This is a genomic window from Micromonospora sp. C41 (assembly GCF_018070485.1).
GTDB classification, from domain to species: domain Bacteria; phylum Actinomycetota; class Actinomycetes; order Mycobacteriales; family Micromonosporaceae; genus Micromonospora; species Micromonospora chalcea.
Window position 1 is genome coordinate 1 of sequence record NZ_JAGPXP010000051.1, and the last position, 25638, is coordinate 25638.

Consider the following 25638-nt stretch of genomic DNA (forward strand, 5'->3'; position numbering starts at 1 on the left):
CAGGTTCATCACATGCCGCCGAGAAGCCATGCCCGGCAGCACATACCACCCGACCCAAGATCCCTACCACGTGACACATGTATCGGGACTTCAACGCTGACAGATGTCATGGGACTGAACAGCCCCTACAGGGGCCGTTTCGTACCAAGATCTGGCCGTCGGGCTGCCGAACCACCCCGGTCCGGCTACGTCGCCGGGGCGAGATGGTGGGCGGCGGGTGGCGGGGGGTGGATCAGCAGCCGATGCGGGTGGCGCCCATCGCCACGTCGTCGTACCAGAGGGTGTCGGCCCCGCCGCCGTAGCTCTCCCAGCCCAGCTTCAGGTCGGTGAGCTGCGGTCGCCAGGTGCGGTTGTACCACTGGCCGTCGATGTCGTGCGTCGGTACGCCGTCGGCGGTCAGCCCGGTGACTGCGACGCCGTCCAGCCAGGTGCGGAGCTGACCGGCCGAGCCGTCCACCATGAACTCCAGGCAGGCCCAGCGGTTGGTGGGCAGCGGCACGCTCTGCGCCACCCCGGCCGGGCTCTGCTCGGGCAGCGTGGCGTCGTCGGAGGCGCGGTTCCACTGCAGGGCGCCGTTCTGGCCGCCCAGCCGCAGGTCGCGGTTGCCGTCGGCGGCGTCGGACATGGTGATCATCGTGGTGTGGTCGGTGGGCTGGGCGGTGGTGTGCCGCACCCAGATCCGGGCGTACCTGACGCTGCCCAGGGCGCTGAGGTTCTTCGTGGTCCGCACGAACACGTGGTTGCAGTAGCCGGCGGCGCCGTTGATCCGGATCGCGCGGCTGCCGCTGTGCGTGGTGGACGTGTCGATGGTGGCCGTGCCGGCGCCGGAGCAGTCCGGGCTCACCACGCTCCAGTCGCCGGACGGCGTCGAGCCGGTCTGGTTCTCGAAGCCGTCGCAGAGCACCGCCCCGGCGCATCCGCTCGGCGGCGGGGTGGTCGGCGGCGCGGTGGTCGGGGGCGCCGTGGGGGGCGGAGCGGTGGGCGGGGGCGCGGGGGTCGGCGGGGCGGTGGTGGGTGGGGCGGTCGTCGGCGGGGCGGTGGTCGGCACCGCCGTGGTGGGCACGACTGTCGGCGACGGCGCGGCGCCGTTGCACGGGACGCCGTTGAGCGTGAACCCGCCCGGCGCGCCGCCGGCGGCGCTGAACGTGCCCTGCACGCCGAACTCGGTGGAGCCGCCCGCCGGGATGCCGCCGTTGTACGACATGTTGCGGGCGGTGACCGTCGCGCCGGACTGGCTGACGGTGGCGTTCCAGCCGTTCGTGACGCGCTCGTCGCCGGCGTACGTCCAGGTGACCGTCCACCCGGAGACGGCGGTGTCGCCGGGCGAGACCTTGACGCTCGCGGTGAACCCGCCGGGCCACTGGTTGGGTGTGTAGTCGACCCGGCAGCCCTGCGCCGCCGTGGCCGGGCCGGCGAGCAGGGCCGTCGCGGTGGCCGCCACGACGGCGGCCAGCGCGGTCACCGCCGCCAGGGCCGGGCCGGAACGGGTACGGAGAATCGTCATGGGAAGTCCTTCTGCGTCGGGCGGCGCGACGCGACGACGCGCGTCCGGACGGACGGCGGCGCGGCGACGCGCTCGGGTGGCGGCGCGGCGACGCGCCACTGTGAGAAGTCGGTGCGTACGACCGACGTGCCCGGCTCGGGACAAACCTGTCAGCCGCCGGCGGCCCGGTCGTGCGGACCTCGGCGGCGCCCGCCCTCAATCTATTGAGCGACGCCGATCAATTCAAGCGCGCCCCGGCGCGGCAGCGGTCTTCTTCCCGATTGCTCTGTTGCGCGGCGACGGCGCTGGTCGGCCGCCCGGCCGCCACGCGGGCCCTGTGCCGGGGCGGCACGCGGCACTAGTCTCCTCACCGCAACCCCCGGGCCGCCGCGCCACCGGCGCGGACGGCGGCACCCCGGCGACCGGAGGCGCGTGTGCCCGACGAGATCGACGACTCCTTCCTCGCTCTTCCGCTGGCCCGCCTCGCCGACGCCGCCCTGTCCCGGGCCCGGCAGCGGGGCGCGCGATACGCCGCGCTGCGGGTGCAGCGGGTCCGCTCCGGGCGCACCGTCGTGCACGACGGGGCGCTGCGGGCGAGCGAGGAGGAGACCGAGACCGGCCTGGCGGTACGGGTGCTGCACCGGGGCGCGTGGGGCTTCGCCGCCACGCCCGAGCTGACGCCGGAGGCGGCGGTACGCGCCTGCGACGACGCGCTGGCGCTGGCCCGGGCCTGCGCCGACGTCGGCGGCGCGCCCGTCGCGCTCGCGCCCGAGCCCGCGTACCCGGAGGCGACCTGGCGCTCGCCGTACCGGATCAACCCGTTCGAGGTGCCGGAGAGCGAACGGGTGGAGCTGCTGAGCCACTGGTGCGCCGGGCTGCAGGCACACGAGTCGGTGGCGCACGTGCTGGCCCGCGCCACCGCCGCCCAGGAGAACACGTACTACGCCGACCTGGACGGCACCCGCGTCACCCAGCAGCGCGTCCGGGTGCACCCGCAGGTGCTGGCGGTGGGCCGGCGCCCGCGCGACGGCGGCGTCCAGACGCTGCGCACCGTCGGCCCGCCGGTGGCCCGCGGCTGGGAGTACCTGCACGGCGAGGGCTGGGACTGGGCCGGCGAGCTGGCCGAACTGCCGGCGCTGCTGGCCGAGAAGACGCAGGCGCCGGCGGTGCGGCCGGGCCGGTACGACCTGGTGATCGACCCGTCGCAGCTCTGGCTCACCATCCACGAGTCGGTCGGGCACGCCACCGAGTACGACCGGGCCCTGGGCCACGAGATGTCCTACGCGGGCGGCACCTTCGCCACGCCCGACGCCGCCGGGCGGCTCCGGTACGGCTCGGCGCTGATGAGCGTGGACGCCGACCGGTCGGCCCCGCACGGGCTGGCCACGGTCGGGTTCGACGACGAGGGGGTGGCCGCGCAGTCCTGGCCGCTGATCGAGGCGGGTGTGCTCGTCGGGTTCCAGCACGACCGCGCCTCGGCCGCGCGGGCCGGCCTGCCGCGCTCCGCCGGCTGCGCGTACGCCGAGTCGTACCGGCACACGCCGATGGCCCGGATGCCGAACGTGTCGCTGCGCCCGGCGGTGGACGGGCCGGACACCGCGGCCCTGATCGCGGGCGTGACGGACGGCTTCTACCTGGCCGGCTCGGACAGCTGGTCGATCGACATGCGGCGGCGGCAGTTCCAGTTCACCGCCCAGCGCTGGCACCGCATCCGCAACGGGCGGCTGGCCGGGCAGGTGTCCGGCGCCGCGTACCAGGCGGAGACCACCGCGTTCTGGTCCGCGCTGTGCGGGCTGGGCGGGGAGGGCACGTGGCTGCTCTCCGGCGCCGACATGTGCGGCAAGGGTCAGCCGGTGCAGGCGGCAGCGGCCAGCCACGGCTGCCCGGCCGCGGTGTTCCGTGGCATCGACGTCGTCGACACCGGAGGGCGGGACGGGTGAGCGGGATCCAGGACGCCCTGGAAGCGGCGCTGCGGCACCGGCGTGACGCCGACGAGCTGCTGCTGATCGCCGACGAGACGGCCGCCGCGCACCTGCGCTGGGCAGGCGACGCGCTGACCACGAACGGCAGCGTCCGGTCCCGCCGGGTGACAGCGGTGGCGGTACGCGACGGCGCGGCCGGCGTACACGTGGGGCTGGTCGGGCACGGCGGCGCGCTCGGCGACGCGCTGCCCGGCCTGGTCCGCGCGGCCGAGCGGGCCGCCCTCGACGCGCCGCCCGCCGCCGACGCGGCGCGGCTGCCCGAGCCGTGGCGGACGCCGTCCTGGGCGGAACCGCCCGGCGGCACCTCGGTCGACGCGTTCGGAGACGTGCTGCCCGGCCTGGCCGACGCGTTCGCGGCGGCCGGGCAGCGGCGGCTCTACGGCTACACCGAGCACCGGGTGGTCACCACCTACCTCGCCGCGTCGACCGGCGCCCGCCTGCGGCACGCGCAGTCCACCGGCCTGTTCGACCTGAGCGTGCGCGACGGCGACGACTCGGCGTGGGCCGGTGTGACGGCGCCCGACCTGACCGGACTGGACGTGCCGGCGCTCGCCGCCGAGCTGTCCGCCACGCTGGCGCGGCCCGGCCGCCGGGTCGAGCTGCCGCCGGGACGGTACGAGGTGCTGCTCACCCCGAACTGCGTGGCCGACCTGATGCTCCACCTCTACCTGGCCGCCGGGGCGCGCGGCGCGCTGGACGGGCGTACCGCGTTCAGCCGCCCGGACGGCCGGCTGCCGCTCGGCGAGCGCCTCACCGCGTTGCCGCTGACGCTGCGCAGCGACCCGGACCATCCGCTGCTGCCCTGCGCACCGTTCACGGTCAGCCGGGGCACCGACGACCTGACCGCAGTGGTCGACAACGGGCTGCCGCTGCGGCCGACCCGCTGGATCGACGAGGGTGTGCTGACCGCGCTCGTGCAGACCCGGCACACCGCCGAGCAGACCGGCGCGCCGCTCACCCCGATGGTGGACAACCTGGTGCTGGAGGGCGGGCCGGACGCGCCGACGCTGCCCGAGATGGTGCGCTCCACCCGGCGCGGCCTGCTGCTCACCTCGCTGTGGTACCTGCGCGACGTCGACCCGGCGTCGCTGCTGCTGACCGGCCTCACCCGCGACGGCGTGCGGCTGGTCGAGGACGGCGAGATCGTCGGCACTGTGCACAACTTCCGGTTCAACGAGAGCCCGCTGTCGCTGCTGGCCCGGGCCACCGAGGCCGGGCGGCCGGTGCCGGCGCTGCCCCGGGAGTGGGGCGACTACTTCACCCGGATGGTGATGCCGCCGCTGCGGGTGCCCGACTTCCTGATGTCGGCGGTCAGCCCGGCGACGTGAACAGCGCGGCGAACCGGTCCAGGGTGCGCCGGTCGTACACGAGCTGTTTCTGCGGCGGGTACGGACGCCGTGGCGGCGGCACGTACCCGGGCTCGCCGCGCCGGGGCAGCGTCCCGTCCGGGCGGCGCAGGTGCGGCCCGTGGAAGAACCAGCAGAGCTGGCCGACCAGCTCGGCGAAGACCAGCGGGTGCAGGTCGGGCGGGTACATCGCGAGGTGGCAGCGGGTGGCCCGGAACTCGCCGCGCGGCCCGAACGTGTTGCCGAACAGGACGTGTCCGAAGACGTCGTGCACCGCCCGGAAGATGTCGTTGTGCAGCAGTTCCTCCCCGCCGGCCCGGACTCCGGCGGGGGCGCGCAGCGGATGGTCGCCGTCCGCGCCGGCCGGTCCGTGCCCGTGGCGGGTGAGGAAGACGTGCAGCAGGCCGGTGGCGCGGACCCGCGCGACCAGGTCCCGCGAGTCCCGGTACGGCTGCCCCGGCCCGGTCCACGGCAGCACCCGGATGCCCGCCTCGCCGATCAGCCGGAACTGCCGCAGGTTCTCCGCGGCCAGCCGGGCGTACCCGCGGGCCGTGCCGGCGGTGACCATCGGCGCGGCGTCGTAGCGGTCGGCCACCTCCCGGCAGAAGTCCTCGTCCAGGCGCAGCGGCTCGGCGGCCAGCCGGTCCAGCCGGACGGCGGGCACGCCCGCGCGCGCCGCCGCCCGGTCGGCGTGGGCCTGGGCCAGCTCGCCGAGACGTACGGTGAGACGGTGGTCGTCGCCGCTCATCGGCCCGGGCGTCAGTCCTCCCCCAGCCACAGGTTGGTCAGGTCGCCGTTGAGCACCGGGTACGGCAGCCAGTTGCGCACCCGGTGCCCGCGCAGCCAGTACTGGTGGGCGAAGAGGATCGGCACCACCGCGCAGTCGCGCAGCACCTCCCGCTCGGCGGCCCGCCAGTGCTCGTTCGCGGCCCTCTCGTCGGCGCAGCTCAGCGCCGCGTCGATGTGCTCGTTGACGATCTCGTTGTGGTAGTGGCCGAAGTTCGACCCCCAGTCGTCGTTGCCGGAGACGCCGGAGCTGTCGAAGAGGGCCTGGAGGTAGACGCGGGCGTTGTTGCCGTGCCAGTCCGGCTCCCAGCCGGACAGCGCCACGTCCCAGCGGCCCTCGCGGGCGCCGTCGGCCCGGCCCAGGTATGTGCCGAACAGCTCGGTGATGCCGGCCGGGACGAGGTCGAGGGTGATGCCGGCCCGGGCGGCGGCGGACCGGACCACCCGCGCGGTCTCCGGGTGGATGTCCCGGTCCCGGTAGACCAGCTTCAACGTGAGCCCGTCGGGGTAGCCGGCGTCGGCGAGCAGCCGGCGGGCCAGCTCCGGGTCGCCGGCGCCGTCGTTCGCCGCGTACGGCGCGAACGGCCGGTGCGCGCGGCACAGCGGCGGCAGGATCTGCTCGGCGATGTCGTTGAGGCGACGCCCGCCCCAGACCTCGGCCACGGCGGTCTTGTCGATCGCGTACTGCAACGCCTCCCGGACCTCCCGGCGGCCCAGCGCACCGCCCTCGTTCGGGCTGAGCACGTTGATCACCAGGTACGGGCTGAACAGACCGGCCGGGCAGACCTCCAGCCGGGGGTCCCCGGCGGCGAACATCTCCGGCAGCCGCTCGGTCAGCGGCTGGATGTCCCACAACATGTCGGCGTCACCGAGGATCACCATGTCGTGGCAGGTCTTCTCGTCCAGCCCCTGCCGCACCTCGATGCGGTCCACGTGGGCGGCACGGACCGGGTCGGTGGCCGGGTCCCAGGTGCGGCTGCGCTCCAGCGTGATCAGCCGGTCCGGCTCGTAGGCGGTGATCCGGTACGGCCCGATCGAGCCGAGTCGCTGGTCCAGCTCGGGGCTGCCGGGCACGAACCAGAGGTACTCCTCCGGCGCCGGGGAGGCGAACGGCAACGCCAGGAGGTTGAGGAAGTCGGAGGTGGGGCGGCGGGTGGTCAGCTCCACCGTCCGGTCGTCGAGCACCCGCAGCCCGGGCACCTCGGCGGCCTCCAGGTAGGGCGCCACCACGTTGAGGTCGCGGGGCAGGGTGAGCAGGTCGTCGCGGAACTCGGCGAGCCCTTCGACGGTGCTCAGGTAGTAGGGCAGGCCAGGGCTGGGCGCCATCGGGTGGGCCAGCCGCTTGATGCCGCGTACCACGTCGGCGGCGGTCAACGGCCGGGGTCCGTTGGGCAGGTCCCAGCGCAGCCCGTCGCGCAGCGTGAACCGGTAGCGGCGGCCCTCGGCGTCGTACGGCCCGTCCGCCGCCACCGCCAGGTCCGGCACCAGGTCCCCGGCCCGCCGGTGGTCGCGGGTCGACGGGTAGGTGACCAGCTGCCGGGTGTACGCGCGGACTATCCCCCGGGTCACCGTGTGGTACGCCAGCGCCGGGTCGAGGTGGTCGACGTCGCCCGCGCCGACCAGGGTGAGCGTGCCGCCGCGGCGCGGGCCGTCCGCGCCGGGGATCAGTCCGAGGTCCGTCGATGCGTCTGCCGTGGTCATGCGGACTCCTCCAGCCAGAGGTTGGACAGGTCGAACCAGCGGTCCACCGTGGGCATGGCGATCGCGTTGCGGACCCGCCGGCCCTTGCGGTGCGGGATGGTCGGGGCGTGCACGAGGATCGGCACGATCGCGGCGTCCCGCATGACGCACAGGTCGACCTGGTGCCACAGTTCGGTGGCGCGGGCCCGGTCGGTGGCGCCGAGCGCCTCCTCGATCAGCCGGTCGACCTCCGGATTGCTGTAACCGCCGTAGTTGCTGGTGCCGCGGGACGTGTTGGTCTGGAACATCGGCTGGACGTAGGTGCGCCCGTTCGGGCCGAACCAGTCGGGCGTCCAGGACGGGGCGGAGATGTCCCAGGCGCCGGCGCGGGCGTTGGCCGGGTCGCGCAGGAACTGGTAGTACTCGGCGTGGCCGAGCGAGACCAGACGGACGCTGATGCCGCCCTTCTCCAGGTCGGCGGCGTAGGAGCGGGCCACCTCCGGGTTGGCGTCCACGTCCCGGTGCACGGCGGTGAGGGTGAGCCCGTCCGGGTAGCCCGCCTCGGCCAGCAGCGCCCGGCAGCGCTCCGGGTCGCCCCGGTCCCCCGGTGTCGGGTACAGGTTGAAGTCGACGTGCCCGTCGTTGCCGGGCGGGATCGCCGTGTGCCCGGACAACATCACCGTCCCGGCCTCCAGGCCGTGGTAGATCTCGGCGATCGCCGCCTTGTCTATCGCGTACGCGATGGCCTGGCGCACCTTGAGCTTGCTCATCGCCCGGTCGGCGTTCGGGCTGAGCAGGTTGAACACCAGGTACGGGTTGAGCGCGTAGCCGAGGTCGTTGCCCGGGTCGGTGGGCGCCACGTCGTACGGCTCGGTGATCGGTGACGCCCAGGACAGGTCGGCGCGGCCACTGTCGATCACCTCCCCCACCTGCTGCGGGCTGGCGATCTCCATGGTCACCTCGACCCCGTCCAGGTACTGCTGGCGCACCGGGTCGGACGCCTTGCGCCACACCGGGTTGCGGTCCAGCCGCACCGACTCGCCGTGGGCGTAGTGGGTGATCCGGTACGGCCCGTTGGAGCGCACCCGCCGCCGGAACTCCGCGCTGTCGGGCAGCACCTCGTCGTACTCGACCGGGGCGGCGGAGGCGCACTGCAGCGCCAGGATGTGCAGGAAGTCCACCGCCGGGCGGATCAGGTCGAAGACGATCGTCCGGTCGTCGACGGCGCGGACGCCGGCGATCTCGTGGTTGTTCTGGAACGCGGCCAGCTCGGCGGCGGCCGGCTCGGCCGAGGTGATCGCGGCGGCGTACGCGTCGCAGTACTCGGCCATACCCCGGATGGTGCTGGTGAAGTAGCCGATCCCGCCGGCCTGCAACACCGGGTTGGCCATCCGCTTGAAGCCGCGCACGAAGTCCCCGGCGGTCACCTCGCGGGGCGGGTCGGTGTCCCAGTACACGCCGGGGCGCAGCCGGATCGTGTAGCGGGTGTGGTCGGCGCTGATGCCGCCGTTGTCCACTGTCGGCACCGCCTCGGCCACGTCGGGCACGGGCGTGACGGCCGACGGGTCGCGCAGGTCGGCGACCGGCCGGTAGGTGAACAGCTGGCGGGCGAAGAGCCGGATGATCTGCCCGCCGAGCATGTAGTAGGCGCAGGCCGGATCGAGATGGTCCATGCTGCCGGGCCCGTAGAGCCGCAGGATTCCCCCGTACCGGGGCTGGCCGCCGTTCATCGACACACACCTTTCGTCGTCTCTGCGGTCCCCGCCACGTCGGCGCGCAGCTGCGACGGCAGCAGCGGCTCCCGCAGCAGCGTGTCGAAGCGGTCGGCGAGGCTGGTGTCCGGCTCGCGGGCGGCCAGCCAGGCGTCGACCAGCCGGCCGCCCTCGGAGTAGGTGACTGAGTACGCGCGCCACAGCGGGTCGGCGGCGAACGTGACCATCTGCTCGGCCCGGTCGGGTGGCAGCAGCATCCACCGCCGCAGGTAGGCAAGTGCCTCCGCCCGGTCGCCGCCCTCGTCGTGCAGGAGCAGGGCGGCGTCGATGCGGGCCGGCAGCAGGCGCACGATCAGGCCGCGCATCCGCTCGACCCGCTCGCCCTCGACGTGGACGCCCTCCCCGGCCAGGATGCCGGCGGTCCACTCGCCCCAGCCGGGGCCGAGCACCGCGTCGACCGCCGCCTCGGCCAGGCCCTCGGTGACCAGGCACCGGGGTGTGTCGACCAGGGCGATGGTGTGCTCGTCCTGGCCGCCGTCGCGGACCAGGCCGGCCTCCTTCAGGCAGTGCTCGGTGTGGTGGCCGGGGTACGACTCGTGCGCCACGATGATCGGCAGTGCGGCCACCGACCGGCCGCTCGCCGCGTTCAGCGCCACGGCGGAGCGGAAGCCGCCCAGGTAGCTGTTGTACGCGTTCCACGGCGCGTCCCGGACCACCGTGTACTCGACACGCTCGGTCCCGGGCAGGCCGAACCGGTCCCGGGTCCGCTCGCGCAGCGCGTCGGAGACCGCCTGCACGCAGCGGTGCAGCCGTTCCGGCGGGACGGTGTTGCGCCGGTAGAACTCCTCCACCCGGTCCACGAGCGGTCCCGGCCCGGGCAGCAGCGCGTCGATCTCGTCGTGCACCGCCGCGTACCGCTCCGGCGGGGTGCGGGTCACGTCGACGTCGTAACAGGCGCGCACCTCCTCCCGGAACGACATCGGCGTGCCGGCGAGCCGGTCGGCGACCGCGCGCAGCGCGGCGAGCTGGGCGGTGAGGTACCGGCGGCGGGCCGGTTCGAGGTCGCTGTCGCCGAGGGCGGCGAGCGTCCGGCCGGCCTGGCGGGACAGCTCGCGGGGGTCGGGCGGCGGTTCGGCGGCGACCTGGTCGCGCAGCGCCGGGTCACCGTAGTAGCAGTCGACGAGCCCGTCGACCAGCCGGCCGAGGCGCAGGCCGAGCAGCAGGTAGTCGCGGACCAGCGGGTTCACTCGTCCACCCCCGGGCGTGCGGCGGTCAGGTCCACCGCGTACCCCTGCGGGGGCAGCGGCGCGATCCCGTCGACCCGGTCCGGTCGCCTCGGCGCGGCCACCGGCGCCCGGTGCAGGATCGGCACCACCGCCACGTCGGCGACCGCGCGCTCCGCGGCGGCCCGCCAGGCGGCGTCGGCCCGCCACGGCTCCGGCGCGTCGAGCGCCCGCTCGATCAGCGCGTCCACCTTGGGTGCGGCGTAGCCGCCGTGGTTGGCGCCGCCGGGCACCGGGGTCGCCTGGAGCATCGCCTGCGCGAAGACCCGCCCGTTGTGCTCCAGCCAGTCGGGTACGCGCGCCGCCACCGCGAGCTGCCAGCCGCCGGCGGTGGCGGGGGCGCGCAGCGCCTCGGTGTACGCGGCGTCGGCGAGCCCGACCGCCCGGGTCGGCAGGCCGGCCCGGGTGAGGTCGCTCGCGCAGGCGTGCGCCACCTCGGGTCCGAGGCCGGAGTGCGGGTGGATCAGGACCAGCGGCGTGCCGTCGGCGTGGCCCGCCGAGGCGAGCAGTTCACGGGCCCGCGCCGGATCACCGGTGGGGTACGGATCGGCCGTGTCGTGCCCGGCGTTGCCCGGCGGGATCAGCGAGCCCGCGATCCGTACCGGCACGCCGGGGCGGTGCCGCCGGTACAGGTCGGCCACCGCGGCCTTGTCCACGGCGAGCGCCACGGCCTGCCGTACCCGGGGGTCGGCCCAGACCGGGTCGCGCAGGTTGAGCAGGAGGTACGGGTCGAGCGCCCAGCCGAGCGCGCCGTCGCCGTCGACCGGCTCGGCGGCCGGCAGCCCGCCGACTGCGGGCGCGACCGGCACCATGGCCGGCGCGTCGGTGGGCTCCGCGTCGGCGCGGCCGGCGCCGTCGCTCAGGCGCAGCTCCACCCGGTCGGCCTCGGCCCGCCGGTACGGGTCGGCGGCGGGCTCCCAGGCCGGGTTGCGGACCAGTTCGACCCATTCGCCGGGCCGGTGCCGCCGCACCCGGTACGGCCCGTTGGCGCGCAGGTGGGCGGCGGCCTCGGGGCTGCCGGGGACGAACGCGTCGTGCTCGACGGGCACCGCCGACGCCGCGGGCAGCGCGAGCATGTGCACGAAGTCCAGCGCCGGCCGGGCCAGCTCGATGACGAGCGTCTCGTCGTCGAGCGCGAAGACGCCGGGGATCTCGTGCGCGTTCTGGTACGCGGCGAGCGTCGCCGCGTCCCCGGCCCGGTGGGTGGCCTCCGCCGCCCAGGCGGTGGCGAAGTCGGCGAGGCCGCGCACGGTGCTCGCGAAGTACGCGAGCGACGGTGAGGGCCGGACCGGGTTGCACATCCGTTTGAAGCCGCGGACCACGTCGTGCGCGGTGACCGGACGCCGGTCGGGGGTGTCCCAGCGGACGCCGGGGCGCATGTGGAACACGTAGCTGCGGTGGCTGGCGCCGAGCCCGGCGTTCCAGGTGGAGGGGACCTCCAGGGCGAGGTCGGGCACCGGCGTGACGGCCTGCCAGTCGCGGACGTCCCGGGCGGTCTGCCAGGTGACGAGCTGCCGGGTGTGCAGCCGGACGAACGGGGCCGCCGACGCGGGGGCGCAGCTGGGGTCCAGCGGTGCGGCGTCGGTGGGCGCGACCACCCGCAGGACGCCGCCGCGCCGCCGCGCGGTGGCCGGCTCCGGCCGGTACGGGGCGACGGTCATGACAGCTCCCGGACGAGGTCGGCGATGGCGTCGACGGCGAGGTCGACCTCCTCGGCGGTGTTGTAGAGGTGGGTGCAGATCCGGGCGGCGTAGTGCTGGTGCGGTGAGCCGGCGACGTCGAACTCGGTCCACCGGGTCCAGATCCGGTGCCGGCTCTCCAACTCGTCGACGAGGCGGGCGAATTTGGTGATGTTCCAGCCGTCGGCCCGGTCGGGGAACGGGTTGAACGCCACCAGCGGCGCGGTCAGCCGGTCGTCGGTGAGCGGTGAGTACAGCGACTCGACGCCGAACCGCTCGACGATCCGGGCGCGGGTGTGCGCGCCGAGCGCCACCGCGTGCCGCTCGATCCGGTCCCGGCCGATGCGGTCCCACAGCTCGCACGCCTTCGCCAGGGCGGCGCCCCGGGCGATGCTGGCACTGCCGGCGCTCTGCAGGTAGTCGCCCATGTTGTAGCTCTCCACCCGGGTGGTGGTACGCGGTGGCGGGGCGCCCATCATCGGGTACCAGGTGGAGATGACCGGCCAGAACGTCGGCAGCGGCAGCGGGTTGTGCTCGGGGTGGACCTTGTTGCGGACGTAGAGCAGCCCGGTGCCGAGCGGCCCGCACTGGAACTTCGAGCCGGAGCAGGTGACGAAGTCGGGTCCGAGCGCGCGCAGGTCGGTGTCGAACAGGCCGGGCAGCAGCGCGCCGTCGACCACTGTGGTCAGGCCGTGTTGCTGGGCCAGGTCGCAGAGCTGGCGCACCGGCATCCGGGTGCCGGTGAACAGCGTGACGGCGGCGAACGCCAGCACCTTCGTCCGCGGCGTGATCGCCCGGGCGAACATGTCGACGATCTCCTCGGCGGTGACGTCCGGCCCGACCGGCGGGGTCAGCACGGTGAGCGTGATCCGGTGCCGGTTGCGCAGCAGGTTGAAGTTGGACAGCACCGAGTAGCACTCGTGGCTGGTGGTGATGACCTCGTCGCCCTCGTGCAGGTCGAGCCCGTTGATGACGCGGGCCACCCCCTCGGTGGCGTTGTGGCAGATCACCATCTCGTCCTGGTCGACGCCGAACGCCCGGCCGATGGCGGCGCGGTGCTCGGGGTACATGCCGGGCGGGTAGACGTTGCGCAGTCCGCCGTTCCACTCCCGGGTCACCCGGTCGTTGACGTCCAGCACCTCGTACGGCATCACGCCGATGGTGCCGGTGTTGAGGTGGACCGCGTCGGGCTCCATCGCGAACAGCGACCGCAGCTCCGCGAAGGAGGCGGCGCGCAGCGGGTCGGCCGGTGCGGGCGGCCCGCCGGTGCGGGAGGCCGTCGTGGTCGCGGGGTCGTCGGTCACGCTGACGCGCATGGCGTCCCTCCTGTCAGGAGCTGGCACCCGCCAGCGAATTTACCATATGATTCTCAAGTAAATAGTCGACCCGCTGCCCGCCCCGTCCGACCGCGCCGGGCTCTCCGGCGCGTCCCACCGCAGAGCAGGGAGAAGCGATGATCGCGTGCCACACCGGCGGTTGGCCGGACACCGAAGATCCTCAGCGGACGGAGCCGGCCGCCTCCGGCTGCTCGTGCGGCTGCGCCGGCCGCTGCCGGCCGCCGTCCGCCGGCGCCGGCGGTGAGCGCGACCGCCGGCAGGAGCAGTTCGACGCGCGCGACCGGGTGCCCTGACGCCGGGCGGGTGGGGGCGGCCGGGCCGCCGCCCCCACCGGGCCGGTCAGCCGCCGAGCACGTCCGGCAGCCGGACCGCCTTGAACCGCCGGTCGGCGAAGTCGCAGTACCAGACCAGCTCGCCGTCCCAGGCCAGCCCGGTCGGATGCCCCGGCAGCCGCACCGTGGCGACCAACCGGCCCGACTCCGCGTCGACCGCGTGCAGCAGGCCGTCCTCGAACTCGGCGTAGAGCACGTGACCCTCGGCGTACGTGAGGCCCGAGGGCGACCCCACGACCGGGTGCTCCCGCTGCACCGTCATGGTCTCGAAGTCCCGTAGCTGGATCACCGCGGGCGCGCGCAGGCAGAGCCACACGCCCTCGGGCCCGGTCTCCATGCCGGTGACCCGGCCGTTGGAGGGCCGTACCGGCTTCGACCCGACGGTCTGGCCGGTGGCCGGGTCGATCAGCAGGATCCGCTTCGGCCGGCCGCCGATCTGGCACAGTTTTCCGTCCGCGTATCCCAGGTCGGCCCGCACGTCCGGGTACGCGAAGGACCGGCGTACCGCGCCGTCCGCCGGGTCGATCGCGAAGATCCGCGCGGCGTCCTGGTCGGAGTGCCAGAGCCAGGTGCCGTCCCAGGTCAGGCCGCACATGTAGCCGGCCGGGCCGGGCAGGCTGCGCACCACCTCGACGGGCGGTGCGATCGTCGAGCCGCTCACCGTCTCGTTCTCCCTTCGTTGGCTGACCCGGCCCGCGCCGGGCCGGCGGACCTGCGGGCGGCGTCAGTCGACGGCCGCCACCGGGGCGTTCAGCCGGGCCGTCAGCGCGGCGATGTGCGCGGGCGACGCGCCGCAGCACCCGCCGGCCACGGCGAGCCGGTACTCCACCGCCCAGCCGGCGACCAGGTCGCCGAACTCGGCGGGGTCGAGCAGCGGGCGCGGCCCGGGCGCGCCGTCGCGGCGGTCCTCCAGGTTCGGGTACGCGCCGATCGGGCCGTCGTCGGCGTCGCGCAGCGCCCGCAGGCACCGCTCGGTCGCCTCCGGGGCGGTGCAGTTGACAAGCACCACCTCGGCCCCGGCGGCGCGCACCGCGCGGGCGGCGTCCACCAGGGAGTCGCCGGACAGCAGCCGGCCCTGGTCGTCGCAGACGAAGGCGGCCCAGGCCCGGGCGCCCACCTCGCGTACCTGCTCCACCGCGATGCGTGCCTCGCGGGCGGTGTTCATGGTCTCCACCAGCACCAGCTCCACCCCGGCCCGGACCAGCTCAACGGCCAGCCAGCGGTGCTCCTCACGCAGCTCGTCGTCGGCCGGCACCAGGTCCGGCCGGTAGCAGTCCTCCACCGGAGCCATCGACGCGGCGATCCGGGTGCCGGGCGCGCCGGCCGTGTTGCGGGCGGCGAGCGCGACGCCGACGGCCGCGTGCACCATCCAGCCGAGGCCGGCGTCCTCCAGTCCGGCGCGGCGCAGCGCCCGCAGGTTGCAGCGCAGCGTGTTCGCGGTGAGCACCTGCGCCCCGGCGGTCAGGAACCGCTCGTGGACGTCGCGCAGCACGCGCCGCCGGCTGTCCGCCAGCAGCGCCGCGGTGCCCCACCACGGGGGCTGGTACGGCAGCCCGGCGCGCTGCAACTCGGTGGCGAGTCCTCCGTCGAGCACCACCGGGGCGCCGCCGGTCGTGAATGCGGACATGTCTCCTCCTTCGCGGGGCGGTAATGCCGGTCAGCGGGTCAGGCGCCGTCACGCAGCGCGGTGACCAGGTCCTCGACCAGGTCGGCCGGGTCCTCGATGCCGGGTGAGATCCGGATCAGCCGGTCGGTCAACCCGAGACGCCGGCGTACCTCGGGCGGCACCGGGCGGTGGGTCATCAGCGCCGGGCACTCGATCAGGGAACGGACGCCGCCGAGGCTGACCGCGGCGGTGAACAGGCGTACCCGGTCGAGCAGCTTGGCCGGGTCGCCGCGGTACTCGAAGGCGGCGAGCGCGCCGGGCGCGGTCATCTGCCGGGCCGCCACCGCGTGCTGCGGATGCGTGGGCAGGCCCGGATAGCTGACCGTCGCGACGCTCGGCTCGGCCAGCAGCGCCGCCACCACCGCGCGGGTGTTCTCCACCTGCCGGGCGGTGCGCAGGGACAGCGTCTTCAGGCCGCGGTGGGTGAGATAGCAGTCGAAGCCGCCGGGGGCGTTGCCGGCCACCGTGCGGTAGGCCAGGAACCGCCGGTGCAGCTCCTCGTCCTGGTAGACGAGCGCGCCGCCGAGCACGTCGAGATGACCGGCGACGGACTTGGTGGTGCTGTAGAGCGTGATGTCCGCGCCGTGCGCGAGCGGTCGTTGCAGCACCGGCCCGGCCAGCGTGTTGTCCACCACCACCAGGGCGCCGTGCCGGTGCGCGAGGTCGGACACCGCGGCGATGTCGGCGACCTTGAGCAGCGGGTTGGTGGGCGTCTCCAGCCACACCATGGCCAGCTCGGGACCGCATTCGGACAGCGCGCGGTCCCGCTCGGCCGGGTCGGCGAAGTCCACCGGCCGGACCGTCACGCCGCGCTCGGCGGCGGCGGCGAGCAGCTGGTGGGTGCCGCCGTACACGTCGTCGGAGGCGAGCACCAGCCGGCCCGGCGGCACCAGCGACAGCGCCGTCGTGGCGGCGGCCTGCCCGCTGGTGTAGACGGTTGCGTGCCGGGCGTCCTCCAGCGCGGCGAGGCACTCCTCCAGCGCCTCCCGGTTGGGCTGCTCGCCCCGGGCGTAGAAGTAGCGCGGCGGGTCCTGGGCGGTGCGGTCGTAGGTGGTGGCGAGGTGGATCGGCGGCACCACGTCGCCGGTGCCGGGCACTGGTCGCTGGCCGACGTGCACCAGCCGGGTGTCGAACCTCATGACGCTCCCTTCCGGGCGCTGCTCAGAGGAACCGGACGTCGGGGTGGTCGGCGGTCCAGGGACCCGGTCGTACGCCGGCGAGCAACTCGCCGACGAGGTCGATCTCGGCGGTGGTGTTGTAGACGCCGAAGGAGAGCCGGACCGTGCCGAGCAGGCCCATCTCGTCGAGGAAGGTGCTGGCGCAGTGCACGCCGCAGCGCACCGCCACGCCGTGCCGGTCCAGGTGCGCCCCGACGTCGTACGGGTGGATGCCCTCGACCACGAACGAGACGATGCCGCTGGGGTCGGCGGCCGGGTCACCGACCACCCGCACCCGGTCGATCGCGGCGAGCACGTCGACGGCGTGCCGGACCAGCGCCCGGTCGTGCCGGCGGATCGCGTCCCAGCCGAGGTCGCGCAGGTAGTCCAGGGCGGCGGCCAGCCCGACCGCGCCGGCCACGTGCGGCGTGCCGGCCTCCCACCGGGCCGGCCCGTCGAGGTAGCGGACCGGCTGGTCGGCCGCGACGCCCTTCACGGTGCCGCCGCCCACCTGGTACGGGGGCAGCCCGGCGAGCAGGTCCCGGCGGCCGTGCAGCACGCCGACGCCCATCGGCCCGTACGCCTTGTGCCCGGAGAAGCAGTAGAAGTCGGCGTCGAGGTCGCGCACGTCGACCGGCCGGTGCGGTACGGCCTGGGCGCCGTCGACCACCACCAGCGCGCCGGCCCGGCGGGCGGCGGCGGTCATCTCCCGTACCGGGTTGACGGTGCCGAGCACGTTCGAGACGTGGGTGACCGCCACCAGCGCGGTGTCCGGGCCGAGCGCGGCGGCGAACCGGTCGGCCCCGACCCGCCCGTCCGGTCCGGCCGGCACCACTGTGAGCGTGGCGCCCGTACGGTCGCAGAGCCGGCGCCACGGCAGCAGGTTGCTGTTGTGCTCCATGCCGGTCACCACGACCCGCCGGCCCGGCCCGGCCACCCGTTGCCCGGCGGTGTCCGCGACCAGGTTGACCGCGGCGGTGGTGCCGGCGGTGAAGAGCACCTCCTCCGGCTGCGCCGCGCCGATCGCCCGCGCGACGCTCTCGCGGGCCTGCTCGTACCGCTCGGTGGACTCCAGGCCGAGCCGGTGGTAGCCGCGCCCGACGTTGCTGTTCGCCCCGGTGTAGTAGTCGGTGATCGCGTCCAGGACGACGCGGGGCTTCTGCGTGGTGGCGGCGTTGTCCAGGTAGGCGACGAGGTCGCCGGCCCGGCGGGCCAGCAGGGGGAAGTCGTCCCGTACCGCCCTGGGCAGCGCCTCCGGATCGTGTCGCACCGTGTCCGTCATGCCGGCTCCTGTCGCTTGACGGCCGGTCGTCGGTGCCGGCGTACGCGCCGCGCGGGGTCGCCCCCGCGACGCGCACGGACGCCGTCAGGCGCTCGGGCGACGGAGGGCGGACCGGTCGTCCCCGTGGGACCACAGTGCTCGGGAGGTGCCGCACGGGCGCGGCGTGCCGGACGACGACGGGCCCCGACGAACGCCGAGGCTAGTTCAGAATAATATAGTGATCCGGTCCCGTCACCCCCTGGCGCGGGTCAGTGACCGGAGGTCGTCTGAGCGGCGGGCGCGGCGCCGGCGTCCAGGCCGAGCAGCTCGCAGCAGCGCAGCACCGCGTCGATGTCGCCCTCCAGCTTGAGCTGCCCGCCGACCATCGCCATCAGCGGCGTGACCCGCCCGGCGCCGATGCGCACGAACGTGGCCGCGTCGGTGGTCGCCACCATCGCCGGGTCGTCGGACGGCCCCTTCGCCACGCGCGGCACCCCGCCGGCGACGTCGATGCGGAAGACCTCGTCGTCGACCTGGAACTGGTAGCTCTCGTCGATCGGGGAGATCTTGTCCCACTGGAACATCGCCTCCACGGCGAGGAAGCCCCAGTGCGGGCGGACCGTGTCCTCGGCGTTCAGGTCACCGACGAACTCCAGGCCCCAGTGCGCGAGCCCGAGCACCATCGGCCGCAGCGCCTGCCCGGTCGGGGTCAGCTCGTAGGAGAGCCGGCCGCCGGTGCCGTGCACGTCGACCTGCCGCAGCACGCCCGAGTCGACGAGGAACTTGAGCCGGTCGGCGAGCAGGTTCGTGCCGATGCCGGGCAGGTCCGCGAGCAGTTCGCTGTAGCGCCGGGGACCCATCAGCAGCTCCCTGATGATCAGCAGCGTCCAGCGTTCGCCCAGCACGTCGAGCGCGGACGCGAGCCCGCAGTACTGGTGGTAGGAGCGCTTGCCGGCGAGGCCAGTCTGTGCCATTCCGCTATCGTATATTTTAGTCGGCTGTTTGCGCAGGTGGGGCCGCGCTGTCGAAGCGACCGGCCAGGCCCGGCGGACCGTTCGGCCAGCGGTCAGGCGGCGGCCCGGCGGCCGAAGAGCCCGCGCATCAGCACCGGCTTGGCCAGCTCCTGGAAGTCGAGGTCGGGGTCGAGCTCGCGTACCGTCCCCTCGATCACCAGCAGCGACAGCAGCGGGAAGATGAGTTCCGGCGCGGCGTGCACGCCGTAGCGGCGTTGCAGGTCGAACATCTCCGCGGCGAACGCGATCAGGCTGAACTCCCGGGCCGGCAGCCCGTGGCTGCGCTCCACCAGGTCGGCCATCCGGACCAGGAACGTCTCCACGTCGGCGTCCGGCCGCAGGCCGGTGCCGCTGCGCACCACGATCTCGGCGCAGTACCGGCCGCGCCCGATCGACATGTTCATGAAGAACTCCGCGAACAACCGGCGCAGCTCCTCGGTGAGCTGCACGCTGAACCCGGCGTCGAGCACCACCACCTGGGCGCCCCGGGTGAAGTAGAGGTTGCCCGGGTGCATGTCGCAGTGGACGAATCCGTCCACGAAGAGCATGTGGTAGATCGCTGTCATCGCGGAGGCGGCGAACCGCTTTCGCACGGCCGCCGACATCGACCGCGCCACGTCCACGTCGAGGTCCGGCATGAACTCCATGACCAGGCAGCGCGGCCGGCAGGCGTCGTCGCGTACGCCGGGCACCCGGACCCGGGGCACCACGGCGAGGTTCTCCTTGAGCCGGCGCAGGTTCTCCGCCTCCCGGGCGAAGTCGAGCTGGCCGAACACCGCTCCGCACATGTTCTCGACCACCTCCCGCACCGGGACGCCGCGCAGCATCGGCAGCCGGGCCATCACCCGGGCGCCGTGCCGCATCAGCGCGAGGTCGAGGGCCATCGTCGACTCGATGCCGGGACGGCGCAGCTTGAGCGCCACCTCGGCGCCGTCGGGCATCCGGCCGCGGTAGACGCAGGCCACGCTGCCGCTGGCCACCGGCGTCGGGTCGATCTCCGCGAACTCCGCGGGCGTCTCGCTGCCGTACGCCTCGGCCAGCGCCCGGCTGGTCTGCTCGGGGGTCATCGGGTCGACCCGGTCCTGGAGCACCGACAGCTCGTCGCAGAGCGCGGCCGGCAGCACGTCGCGCCGGGTGCCGAGCACCTGCCCGGCCTTGACGAACGTCGGGCCGAGCCGCATCAGCAACGTGGTGAGACGGCGGTACAGCAGCCGGCGGGCCGCCGCCCGGTCACCTCGGACCGCCTTGACCAGCGCCGCCGGCAGCACCGGCAGCAGGTGGGCGGCGCCGACCGCGCCGATCCGGGTCGAGCGGGCCAGCAGAGCGCGCGTGGTCGCCATGGACGTCAACCCTTCGTGATGCCCGGCACCTCGATCGCCCGGAGCTGCAGGGTGGTGAAGTCGCAGTACCAGATGCGGCGGCCGTCCCAGGTGATGCCGGTCGGGTTGCCCGCGACCGAGTAGGCGGCCACCTCCCGGCGGGCCGCCACGTCGTACAGGTTGATGGTGGCCGCGTCGCGGTCGGAGTAGACGAGGTAGCTGTCGGAGACGGTCAGGCCGGCGATCGGCTGCCGGACCGGGAACGTGTCGATCAGCCCGAAACCGTCCGGGTCGCGCAGGTCGACCTGGCGCAGGTCCTCGTAGCCCAGCCAGAGCCCGTGCCGGGTCGCCTCCAGCCCGCACAGCACGTTGCCGGGGCGCGGGTTGCCGAACTCGCCGAGCAGCTCGCCGTCCTCGGGATCGACCAGCCGCAGCACGCGGTCGTCGCCCGCCACCTGCAGCAGCCGCCCGCCGATCGTGGTCAGGTCGGTGCGCACGCCGGGGCAGTCGAGCCGGCGGACCACCTTGCCGCTGATCGGGTCCAGGGAGGCGATCTGGCTGGAGACCGCCTCGGAGAACCAGAGGCACTCCGCGGACCAGGTCAGGCCGCAGAGCTTGAGAGCGCCACGGACGGGAATGTCGCGGACGGTACCCACCGCGAAGGGCATCAGGACCTCCTCTGCCGGGACAGGCCGCACTCCAGCCGCCAGCCGGTCACGGCGCGGACGTCGCGCCGGGCCGGCCGGCGCAGGGCGACGGACAGCTCGTCGCCCTCGGCCACGTCGGTGTGCCGCAGCGGCCACACCCAGACCGCCCAGTTGCATCCGGGGTACGACGGGAAGTTGGACAGCGTCACGTCGTCGGTGAAGTCGGCGGTGAAGAAGCCGAGCACGGCGTGCAGCCTCCCCGGCGCGATGACCGGCAGCCGCTGCCGCAGCGTCTGCCGGGACGGCGACCGGCCGTCGAGCGCCTGGTCGAGCACCACTGTGGGCTCGGTCAGCAGCTTCGGCGGACGCTGGAAGAAGTGCAGCTGGGCCGCCGGGGCCACGAGCTCCTGCACCGGGTCGAGCCGGTAGCCGTAGAAGTCGCCGCCCCACAGCCCCCAGCCCTCGTCGGCGAACTCGGCCGCGGCCAGCCAGGTCCGCAGCAGCCGGGGCACCACCCGGCCGCCGGGGCGCAGGTGGCGGCGGGCGATCACGTGCAGCACCTCGGCCATCTCCTCCTCCGGGCCGAGGTTTCCCATCATCTCGGAGACCAGCACGTCCGCCTTGCGGGGCAGCCGGACCGTACGGGCGTCGCCGGTGACCAGGGTGAGCCGTCCCTTGAGGTCGTTGGCCTCGATGATGCGGGCCGCCGCCGCGGCGGTGGCCGGGTCGGCCTCGACCGCGTACACGTGCTCGGCGCCGTGCCGCAGCGCCAGCAGGGAGAGCGCGAGCAGCCCCGCGCCCACGTCGACCACCACGTCGCCGGGGGTGACGGCCTCCTCCAGCGCCCTGTCGTACGCCCGCAGCCGGGGCGCGTCGCCGAGCATCATCTGGTGCATGAGCAGCAGCCGCTGGTCCACGCGGTACCCCCTGAGCGCGCGTCCCTCCCGACCGCCGTAGCAGCCGGGAGGGACATCGTGACGGTACGTTGCTATTGGTTTTACTAGTAGAACCTCTGGCCGGCAGGCCCGTCAAGCGGACCCGTCGGTCAGGCGTTCACCGCGGCGTGCTCGCCGACCAGCGCGTCCCGCATCACCAGGTTGACGCCGGTGAGGCGAGCCTTCGGCTGCTCGTCCACGGTGACCAGGGCGGTGTCCGAGCCGTCCAGCTTGAGCTCGGTGCCGGTGGCCTCCATGCCGCGCATCTTGCCGTTGACGTGCACGGAGTTGGCGGCGTAGAGCGTCTCGTGCGGCGTGACCAGCTCGAACTCGGCGTCGATGTGCAGGTCGCCGGGAAACTTGAGCCGGCTGAGGCTGTCCTCGTTGCCCTCGCCCAGCGTGCCGCCGGAGACCCGCGGCCAGCTCGCCCGCAGCATGACCCGGCCACCCAGCTCCGGGCTGTGTCCGACGACCGCGACGCGGGCCAGCTGGGCGAGCACGCCCGGACCCTCGTCGTGCTTGTCCGGGCCGAAGAGCAGCACCTCGGCACCGGCCGCCTTGCGGTAGTCCCCGGCCAGGTCGACCCGCACCGTCTTGCCGTTGACCTCGACCTCGATCTGCCCCTCCAGCGAGGTCTGCATGATCATGGACGGGTCGACCAGCATGGACATGCACGGGCCGGCGCTGGGCGCGAAGAACAGGTTCGGCGTGATCCCGACCGGCTGGTTCTCGTCGTTGGCCGGGTACCACGCCTCCGGCAGCGTGGTGCCCTTGACGACGTTCGGCGCGGCCATCACGTCGAAGGGACCGTCACCGCGCGGCTTGCCCAGGTAGGGCCCGGTCAGCGGCTTCTTGAACGGCGGGACGCTGTCGACCACGCCGTAGATGTCGATGACGTTGCGGTGGGCGAGCCGCAGCGTGCTCGACTCCAGGATGCCGAAGCGGCGGATGTAGAACTCGGCCGGGAAGTTCTTGCCCGGCACGATCTGCCGCACGTGCCCGCTGTTGGGCAGGAACGGGTTGGACAGGACCTGGATGCGGTCGTCCAACTCGTAGCTGAACCCCTTGATGCCCACCTCGGGCGCGCTGATCAGCTCGGTGGCGAACTGCGCGTAGCCGTTCTCGTCGACCTTGTGCTCGAAGCCCGGCATGGGCCACTTGTTGAGCTGCACGAAGCCGGACAGGTTGATCGTCTCGCGGCGGCCCGAGTAGTAGTCCTCGCCGAAGACCACGGTTGCCGCGGCGAGGATGTGCGGGCGGATCGGCTTGGGTTCGAGGTTCAGGGACTCGTAGGTCTCTCTGGTGCTCAAGCCAGACACCTCCAATGTCTGTCGGCAGGGGTCAGCGGCGGTCTGAGGGCCGCTGGTGGACCGGACCCGACCGGTCCCGCCGAACTTCAAGCTATGTGTTTTTAAAGCGTGCTGTCAATGCCTGAGGCATCGTCAGGTGTCATCGGCCTCCAGAACGCGACGGCCCGCTCCCCCGGCGGGGAGCGGGCCGTCGCGGCGGCCGCCGGTCAGTCCGGCACGGCCGCCGCGCCGGCCGGCAGCAACGGCCGGGGCAGCGGCAGGGGCAGTTCGGCGGCGGGACTCGTCACGGCCCCCGGGGTGCCCGTCTCCAGCGCCAGCCGGCGCAGCAGGCCGAGCATCCGGTACCGGCCGCCGGTCGTCCCGACCGGCATCACCAGGGACTTGTCCACCAGGGCGGCGAGCACCACCCGCACGTCCGTGGGCCCGGACGGATGGGGCCGCCAGAACCGCTGGGCGGCCGCCAGGTCGAACACCCCCGGCAGCAACGCGACGCGCTGGAACAGACAACGCTCGGCCACGTCGAGGCGCTGGACGCTACGGTCGAGCATCGCCCGCAGCGACGTGTGGCGTGACTCCGGTCCGGCGGCGGGCGGGCGGAGTCCGTCCAGCGGTCCCTCCAGCTTGCGCAGCACCCCGTCCAGACTCTCGGTGGCCAGGCACGCCGCCGCCATCTCCAGGGCCAGCGGCAGGCCGTCGAGCCGGCGGCAGATCTCCACCGCGACCTCCGCGTCCCGCCGGTCGAGGCGGAACCCGGGGCGGGCCTGGGCCGCCCGTTCGGCGAGCAGCGCGACCGCCGGATTGGACAGGACCGACGGCCATCCGCCCGGCTGCGGCACCGGGAGCGGATGCAGGCGCTGGACCCGCTCGTACGGCAGCCCGAGCGGCTGACGCGAGCCGGTCAGCACCGCCACGTCCGGGCACGCCAGCAACAGCCGGTCGGCGACCACCGCACACGCGTCGACCAGGTGCTCGGCGTTGTCCAGCACCACGAGTGTCGGCTGGTCGCGCAGCAGTTCGACCGGATCCTCGGCGCCGTTGCCCCCGAGCATCCGGGCCAGCCGGCGTTCCAGCTGCCGCCGGTCACTGAGATCGAGCGTGTCCACCGTCAGGACCCCGCCGGTGAAGACGCGGGCGGCCTGGTGGGCGGCGCGCAGGGTCACCGCCGACTTGCCACAGCCGGGCGCGCCGGTGACGGTCACCGCGCGGTACTTCGCCAGCAGGGCCGCCAGGTCGGCGATGTCCCCGGCCCGCCAGTGCAGCGGCCCGGAGATCGGCCCGCAGCCGGGCCTGCGCCTTGCGGCCGGCACCGCCGGCGCCGGCCGGGGCACCGGTGGACGGCCGGCCGGGCGCACCAGCGCCCGGTGCACCGCCCGCAGTTCCTCCCCCGGGTCGACGCCCAGTTCGGTACGGAGCCGCTCGGTGATGTCGGCGTACCGGTGCAGGGCCACGGTCCGGTGCCCGCTGCTGCCGAGCACGGCCAGATAGTCGGCCTGGATCGCCTCGTGCAGGGGTTCCAGCCGGGCCAGCCGGGTGGCGGTGTCGAGCACCGCCGCGGCGCGTCCCAGCCGCAGCCCCAGACCGACGTAGCTGTGCGAGGTCGCCACCCAGGCCGCACCCAGGGCCTCCACCTCGATGTTGTCGTGCAGCAGCGAGCGCAGCTCACCGAGGGTCGGGCTGCGCCACAGGTCCAGCGCCTGCCCGAGCAGGTGGAACGCCTCCTCACGGCAGCCCTCGCCGATCCGCTTCTCGGCCTCGGCGACACAGCGGCGGAACCGCGCGACGTCCGTCTCGACGGTCTCGGCGCGCAGCGAGTACCCGGTGACGGTCGAGGCGATGACCCGTACCCGGCGCCGCGGCGGATGCTCCGGTTCGAGGACCTGGCGCAGCCGGGCCACGTACGTGTGCACGAGCGACCGGGCGCTCGGCGGGACCACGCCGCCCCAGACCGCCTCCTCCACCTCGCTCACCGGGACGCTGTCGCCCAGGCGTAACGCCAGAAGCGAGAGCACCGCCCGCTGCTTGGCCGGTCCGGGCTCCACCGGATGCCCCTTCCGCCGCACGCGCAGCGGACCCAACAGGTCGACCCGGTAACAGGCGCGACTCTCCATCATCTATCCCCCCAGGCTCAGCGTGAGCCCGAGACTGGCACATCCGGTTACCACGTCGCCACACTCAGCTATTGCTCAGGAAACTCGGCAGGCCAGGCCGCCAACCCGCCCGAGCAGCGTGATCACCGCCCGGGACGTGCGTAAAGGCCGCCGGGCGGAACGACGACGGCGGGGAGTTCTTTTTCATATGGCGAAGCTATTGATAGAAGTTGCGGGCCGTGCCGGGTTGCGTGACCCGGTTCCGACGAAGGCCCACCCTGAAAGGGATGCCGCCCACCTGGAGGCCCGTGTCGCGCATCCAGGATAGACAGAATGCTATATGAAATCTTAGTATTCTGGTGGCCGGATGACTCAGGTGAGGAGCACGAGGGCATGTTCGAGCGGTTCACCGACCGAGCGCGACGGGTTGTCGTCCTGGCCCAGGAAGAGGCCCGGATGCTCAACCACAACTACATCGGTACGGAGCACATCCTGTTGGGCCTGATCCATGAGGGTGAGGGTGTCGCGGCGAAGGCTCTGGAGAGTCTGGGTATTTCGCTGGAGGGTGTGCGTCAGCAGGTCGAGGAGATCATCGGCCAGGGCCAGCAGGCGCCGAGCGGGCA

Annotated in this window: 21 protein-coding genes; 4 read left to right on the top strand and 17 right to left on the bottom strand. The window is 73.9% G+C overall.

Translation table 11 applies throughout. The annotated features are described in order from the left end of the window. Positions 1-232 precede the first annotated feature (232 nt). The gene (locus tag KBX43_RS30125; protein WP_210888478.1) at positions 233-1504 is read right to left on the bottom strand and encodes a cellulose-binding domain-containing protein; all 1272 of its coding nucleotides are present in this window, start codon (positions 1502-1504) and stop codon (positions 233-235) included. A 413-nt stretch (positions 1505-1917) separates the two neighbouring features. On the opposite strand from KBX43_RS30125, the gene KBX43_RS30130 reads away from it, so the two are divergent. Together KBX43_RS30130 and KBX43_RS30135 are read left to right on the top strand one after the other, a co-directional pair. After that, entirely contained in the window at positions 1918-3423 is a 1506-nt protein-coding gene (locus KBX43_RS30130; protein WP_210888480.1) for a TldD/PmbA family protein, read from the top strand. After that, positions 3420-4793, top strand: a complete 1374-nt coding sequence (locus KBX43_RS30135; RefSeq protein WP_210888482.1) for a metallopeptidase TldD-related protein — start codon at positions 3420-3422, stop codon at positions 4791-4793. Before KBX43_RS30130 ends, KBX43_RS30135 begins: the two co-directional genes overlap by 4 nt. Here the strand turns inward: KBX43_RS30135 and KBX43_RS30140 are convergent. The 6 genes from KBX43_RS30140 to KBX43_RS30165 are packed head-to-tail and all read right to left on the bottom strand — an operon-like array spanning position 4777 to position 13267. Further along, positions 4777-5559, bottom strand: coding sequence for a hypothetical protein (locus KBX43_RS30140; RefSeq protein ID WP_064447388.1), 783 nt, complete (start codon positions 5557-5559; stop codon positions 4777-4779). The genes KBX43_RS30135 and KBX43_RS30140 overlap by 17 nt on opposite strands. Before the next feature lie 11 nt (positions 5560-5570). Then, complete coding sequence (locus KBX43_RS30145) at positions 5571-7298, bottom strand: ABC transporter substrate-binding protein (protein WP_210888484.1); 1728 nt, start codon at positions 7296-7298, stop codon at positions 5571-5573. Further along, on the bottom strand, positions 7295-9007 hold the full coding sequence (locus KBX43_RS30150; RefSeq protein ID WP_043325235.1) for an ABC transporter substrate-binding protein: 1713 nt from the start codon (positions 9005-9007) through the stop codon (positions 7295-7297). The genes KBX43_RS30145 and KBX43_RS30150 overlap by 4 nt, the downstream gene beginning before the upstream one ends. Next, positions 9004-10236 carry a hypothetical protein gene (locus tag KBX43_RS30155; RefSeq protein ID WP_064447387.1) on the bottom strand — a complete coding sequence of 411 codons (1233 nt, stop codon included), beginning with the start codon at positions 10234-10236 and terminating at the stop codon, positions 9004-9006. Before KBX43_RS30155 ends, KBX43_RS30150 begins: the two co-directional genes overlap by 4 nt. Then, positions 10233-11933 carry an ABC transporter substrate-binding protein gene (locus KBX43_RS30160; RefSeq protein WP_210888486.1) on the bottom strand — a complete coding sequence of 567 codons (1701 nt, stop codon included), beginning with the start codon at positions 11931-11933 and terminating at the stop codon, positions 10233-10235. The genes KBX43_RS30155 and KBX43_RS30160 overlap by 4 nt, the downstream gene beginning before the upstream one ends. Beyond that, complete coding sequence (locus KBX43_RS30165; protein WP_064447385.1) at positions 11930-13267, bottom strand: aminotransferase class V-fold PLP-dependent enzyme; 1338 nt, start codon at positions 13265-13267, stop codon at positions 11930-11932. The genes KBX43_RS30160 and KBX43_RS30165 overlap by 4 nt, the downstream gene beginning before the upstream one ends. Before the next feature lie 137 nt (positions 13268-13404). Here KBX43_RS30165 and KBX43_RS30170 point away from each other — a divergent pair, with 137 nt between their 5' ends. Further along, the gene (locus tag KBX43_RS30170; RefSeq protein WP_209960950.1) at positions 13405-13581 is read left to right on the top strand and encodes a hypothetical protein; all 177 of its coding nucleotides are present in this window, start codon (positions 13405-13407) and stop codon (positions 13579-13581) included. Between the two features lie 46 nt (positions 13582-13627). Here KBX43_RS30170 and KBX43_RS30175 read toward each other — a convergent pair whose 3' ends face one another. From KBX43_RS30175 to KBX43_RS30220, 10 genes are all read right to left on the bottom strand, one after another. Further along, positions 13628-14281: a hypothetical protein gene (locus KBX43_RS30175; RefSeq protein WP_030499579.1), complete on the bottom strand. Its 654-nt coding sequence runs from the start codon at positions 14279-14281 to the stop codon at positions 13628-13630. A gap of 63 nt (positions 14282-14344) precedes the next feature. Next, positions 14345-15247, bottom strand: coding sequence for a homocysteine S-methyltransferase family protein (locus tag KBX43_RS30180; RefSeq protein WP_064447383.1), 903 nt, complete (start codon positions 15245-15247; stop codon positions 14345-14347). A gap of 38 nt (positions 15248-15285) precedes the next feature. Next, positions 15286-16425, bottom strand: coding sequence for a PLP-dependent aspartate aminotransferase family protein (locus KBX43_RS30185; protein WP_064447382.1), 1140 nt, complete (start codon positions 16423-16425; stop codon positions 15286-15288). 22 nt (positions 16426-16447) lie between these two features. Beyond that, positions 16448-17725, bottom strand: coding sequence for an aminotransferase class V-fold PLP-dependent enzyme (locus KBX43_RS30190; protein WP_210888488.1), 1278 nt, complete (start codon positions 17723-17725; stop codon positions 16448-16450). A gap of 248 nt (positions 17726-17973) precedes the next feature. Further along, positions 17974-18678, bottom strand: a complete 705-nt coding sequence (locus tag KBX43_RS30195; RefSeq protein ID WP_043325247.1) for a crotonobetainyl-CoA--carnitine CoA-transferase — start codon at positions 18676-18678, stop codon at positions 17974-17976. A 92-nt stretch (positions 18679-18770) separates the two neighbouring features. After that, positions 18771-20057, bottom strand: a complete 1287-nt coding sequence (locus KBX43_RS30200; protein WP_064447380.1) for an AarF/ABC1/UbiB kinase family protein — start codon at positions 20055-20057, stop codon at positions 18771-18773. A 5-nt stretch (positions 20058-20062) separates the two neighbouring features. Then, positions 20063-20704: a hypothetical protein gene (locus tag KBX43_RS30205; RefSeq protein WP_043325250.1), complete on the bottom strand. Its 642-nt coding sequence runs from the start codon at positions 20702-20704 to the stop codon at positions 20063-20065. Next, a complete protein-coding gene (locus KBX43_RS30210) occupies positions 20704-21600 on the bottom strand; it encodes a 50S ribosomal protein L11 methyltransferase (RefSeq protein ID WP_210888491.1) in 897 nt (298 codons plus the stop codon). Before KBX43_RS30210 ends, KBX43_RS30205 begins: the two co-directional genes overlap by 1 nt. A gap of 128 nt (positions 21601-21728) precedes the next feature. Continuing rightward, the gene (locus tag KBX43_RS30215; RefSeq protein ID WP_030499571.1) at positions 21729-22928 is read right to left on the bottom strand and encodes a DUF6004 family protein; all 1200 of its coding nucleotides are present in this window, start codon (positions 22926-22928) and stop codon (positions 21729-21731) included. A gap of 206 nt (positions 22929-23134) precedes the next feature. Next, complete coding sequence (locus KBX43_RS30220; protein WP_231915560.1) at positions 23135-25036, bottom strand: BTAD domain-containing putative transcriptional regulator; 1902 nt, start codon at positions 25034-25036, stop codon at positions 23135-23137. A gap of 372 nt (positions 25037-25408) precedes the next feature. On the opposite strand from KBX43_RS30220, the gene KBX43_RS30225 reads away from it, so the two are divergent. Then, on the top strand, positions 25409-25638 hold a 230-nt coding region (locus tag KBX43_RS30225; RefSeq protein ID WP_210885001.1), incomplete at its 3' end, for a Clp protease N-terminal domain-containing protein.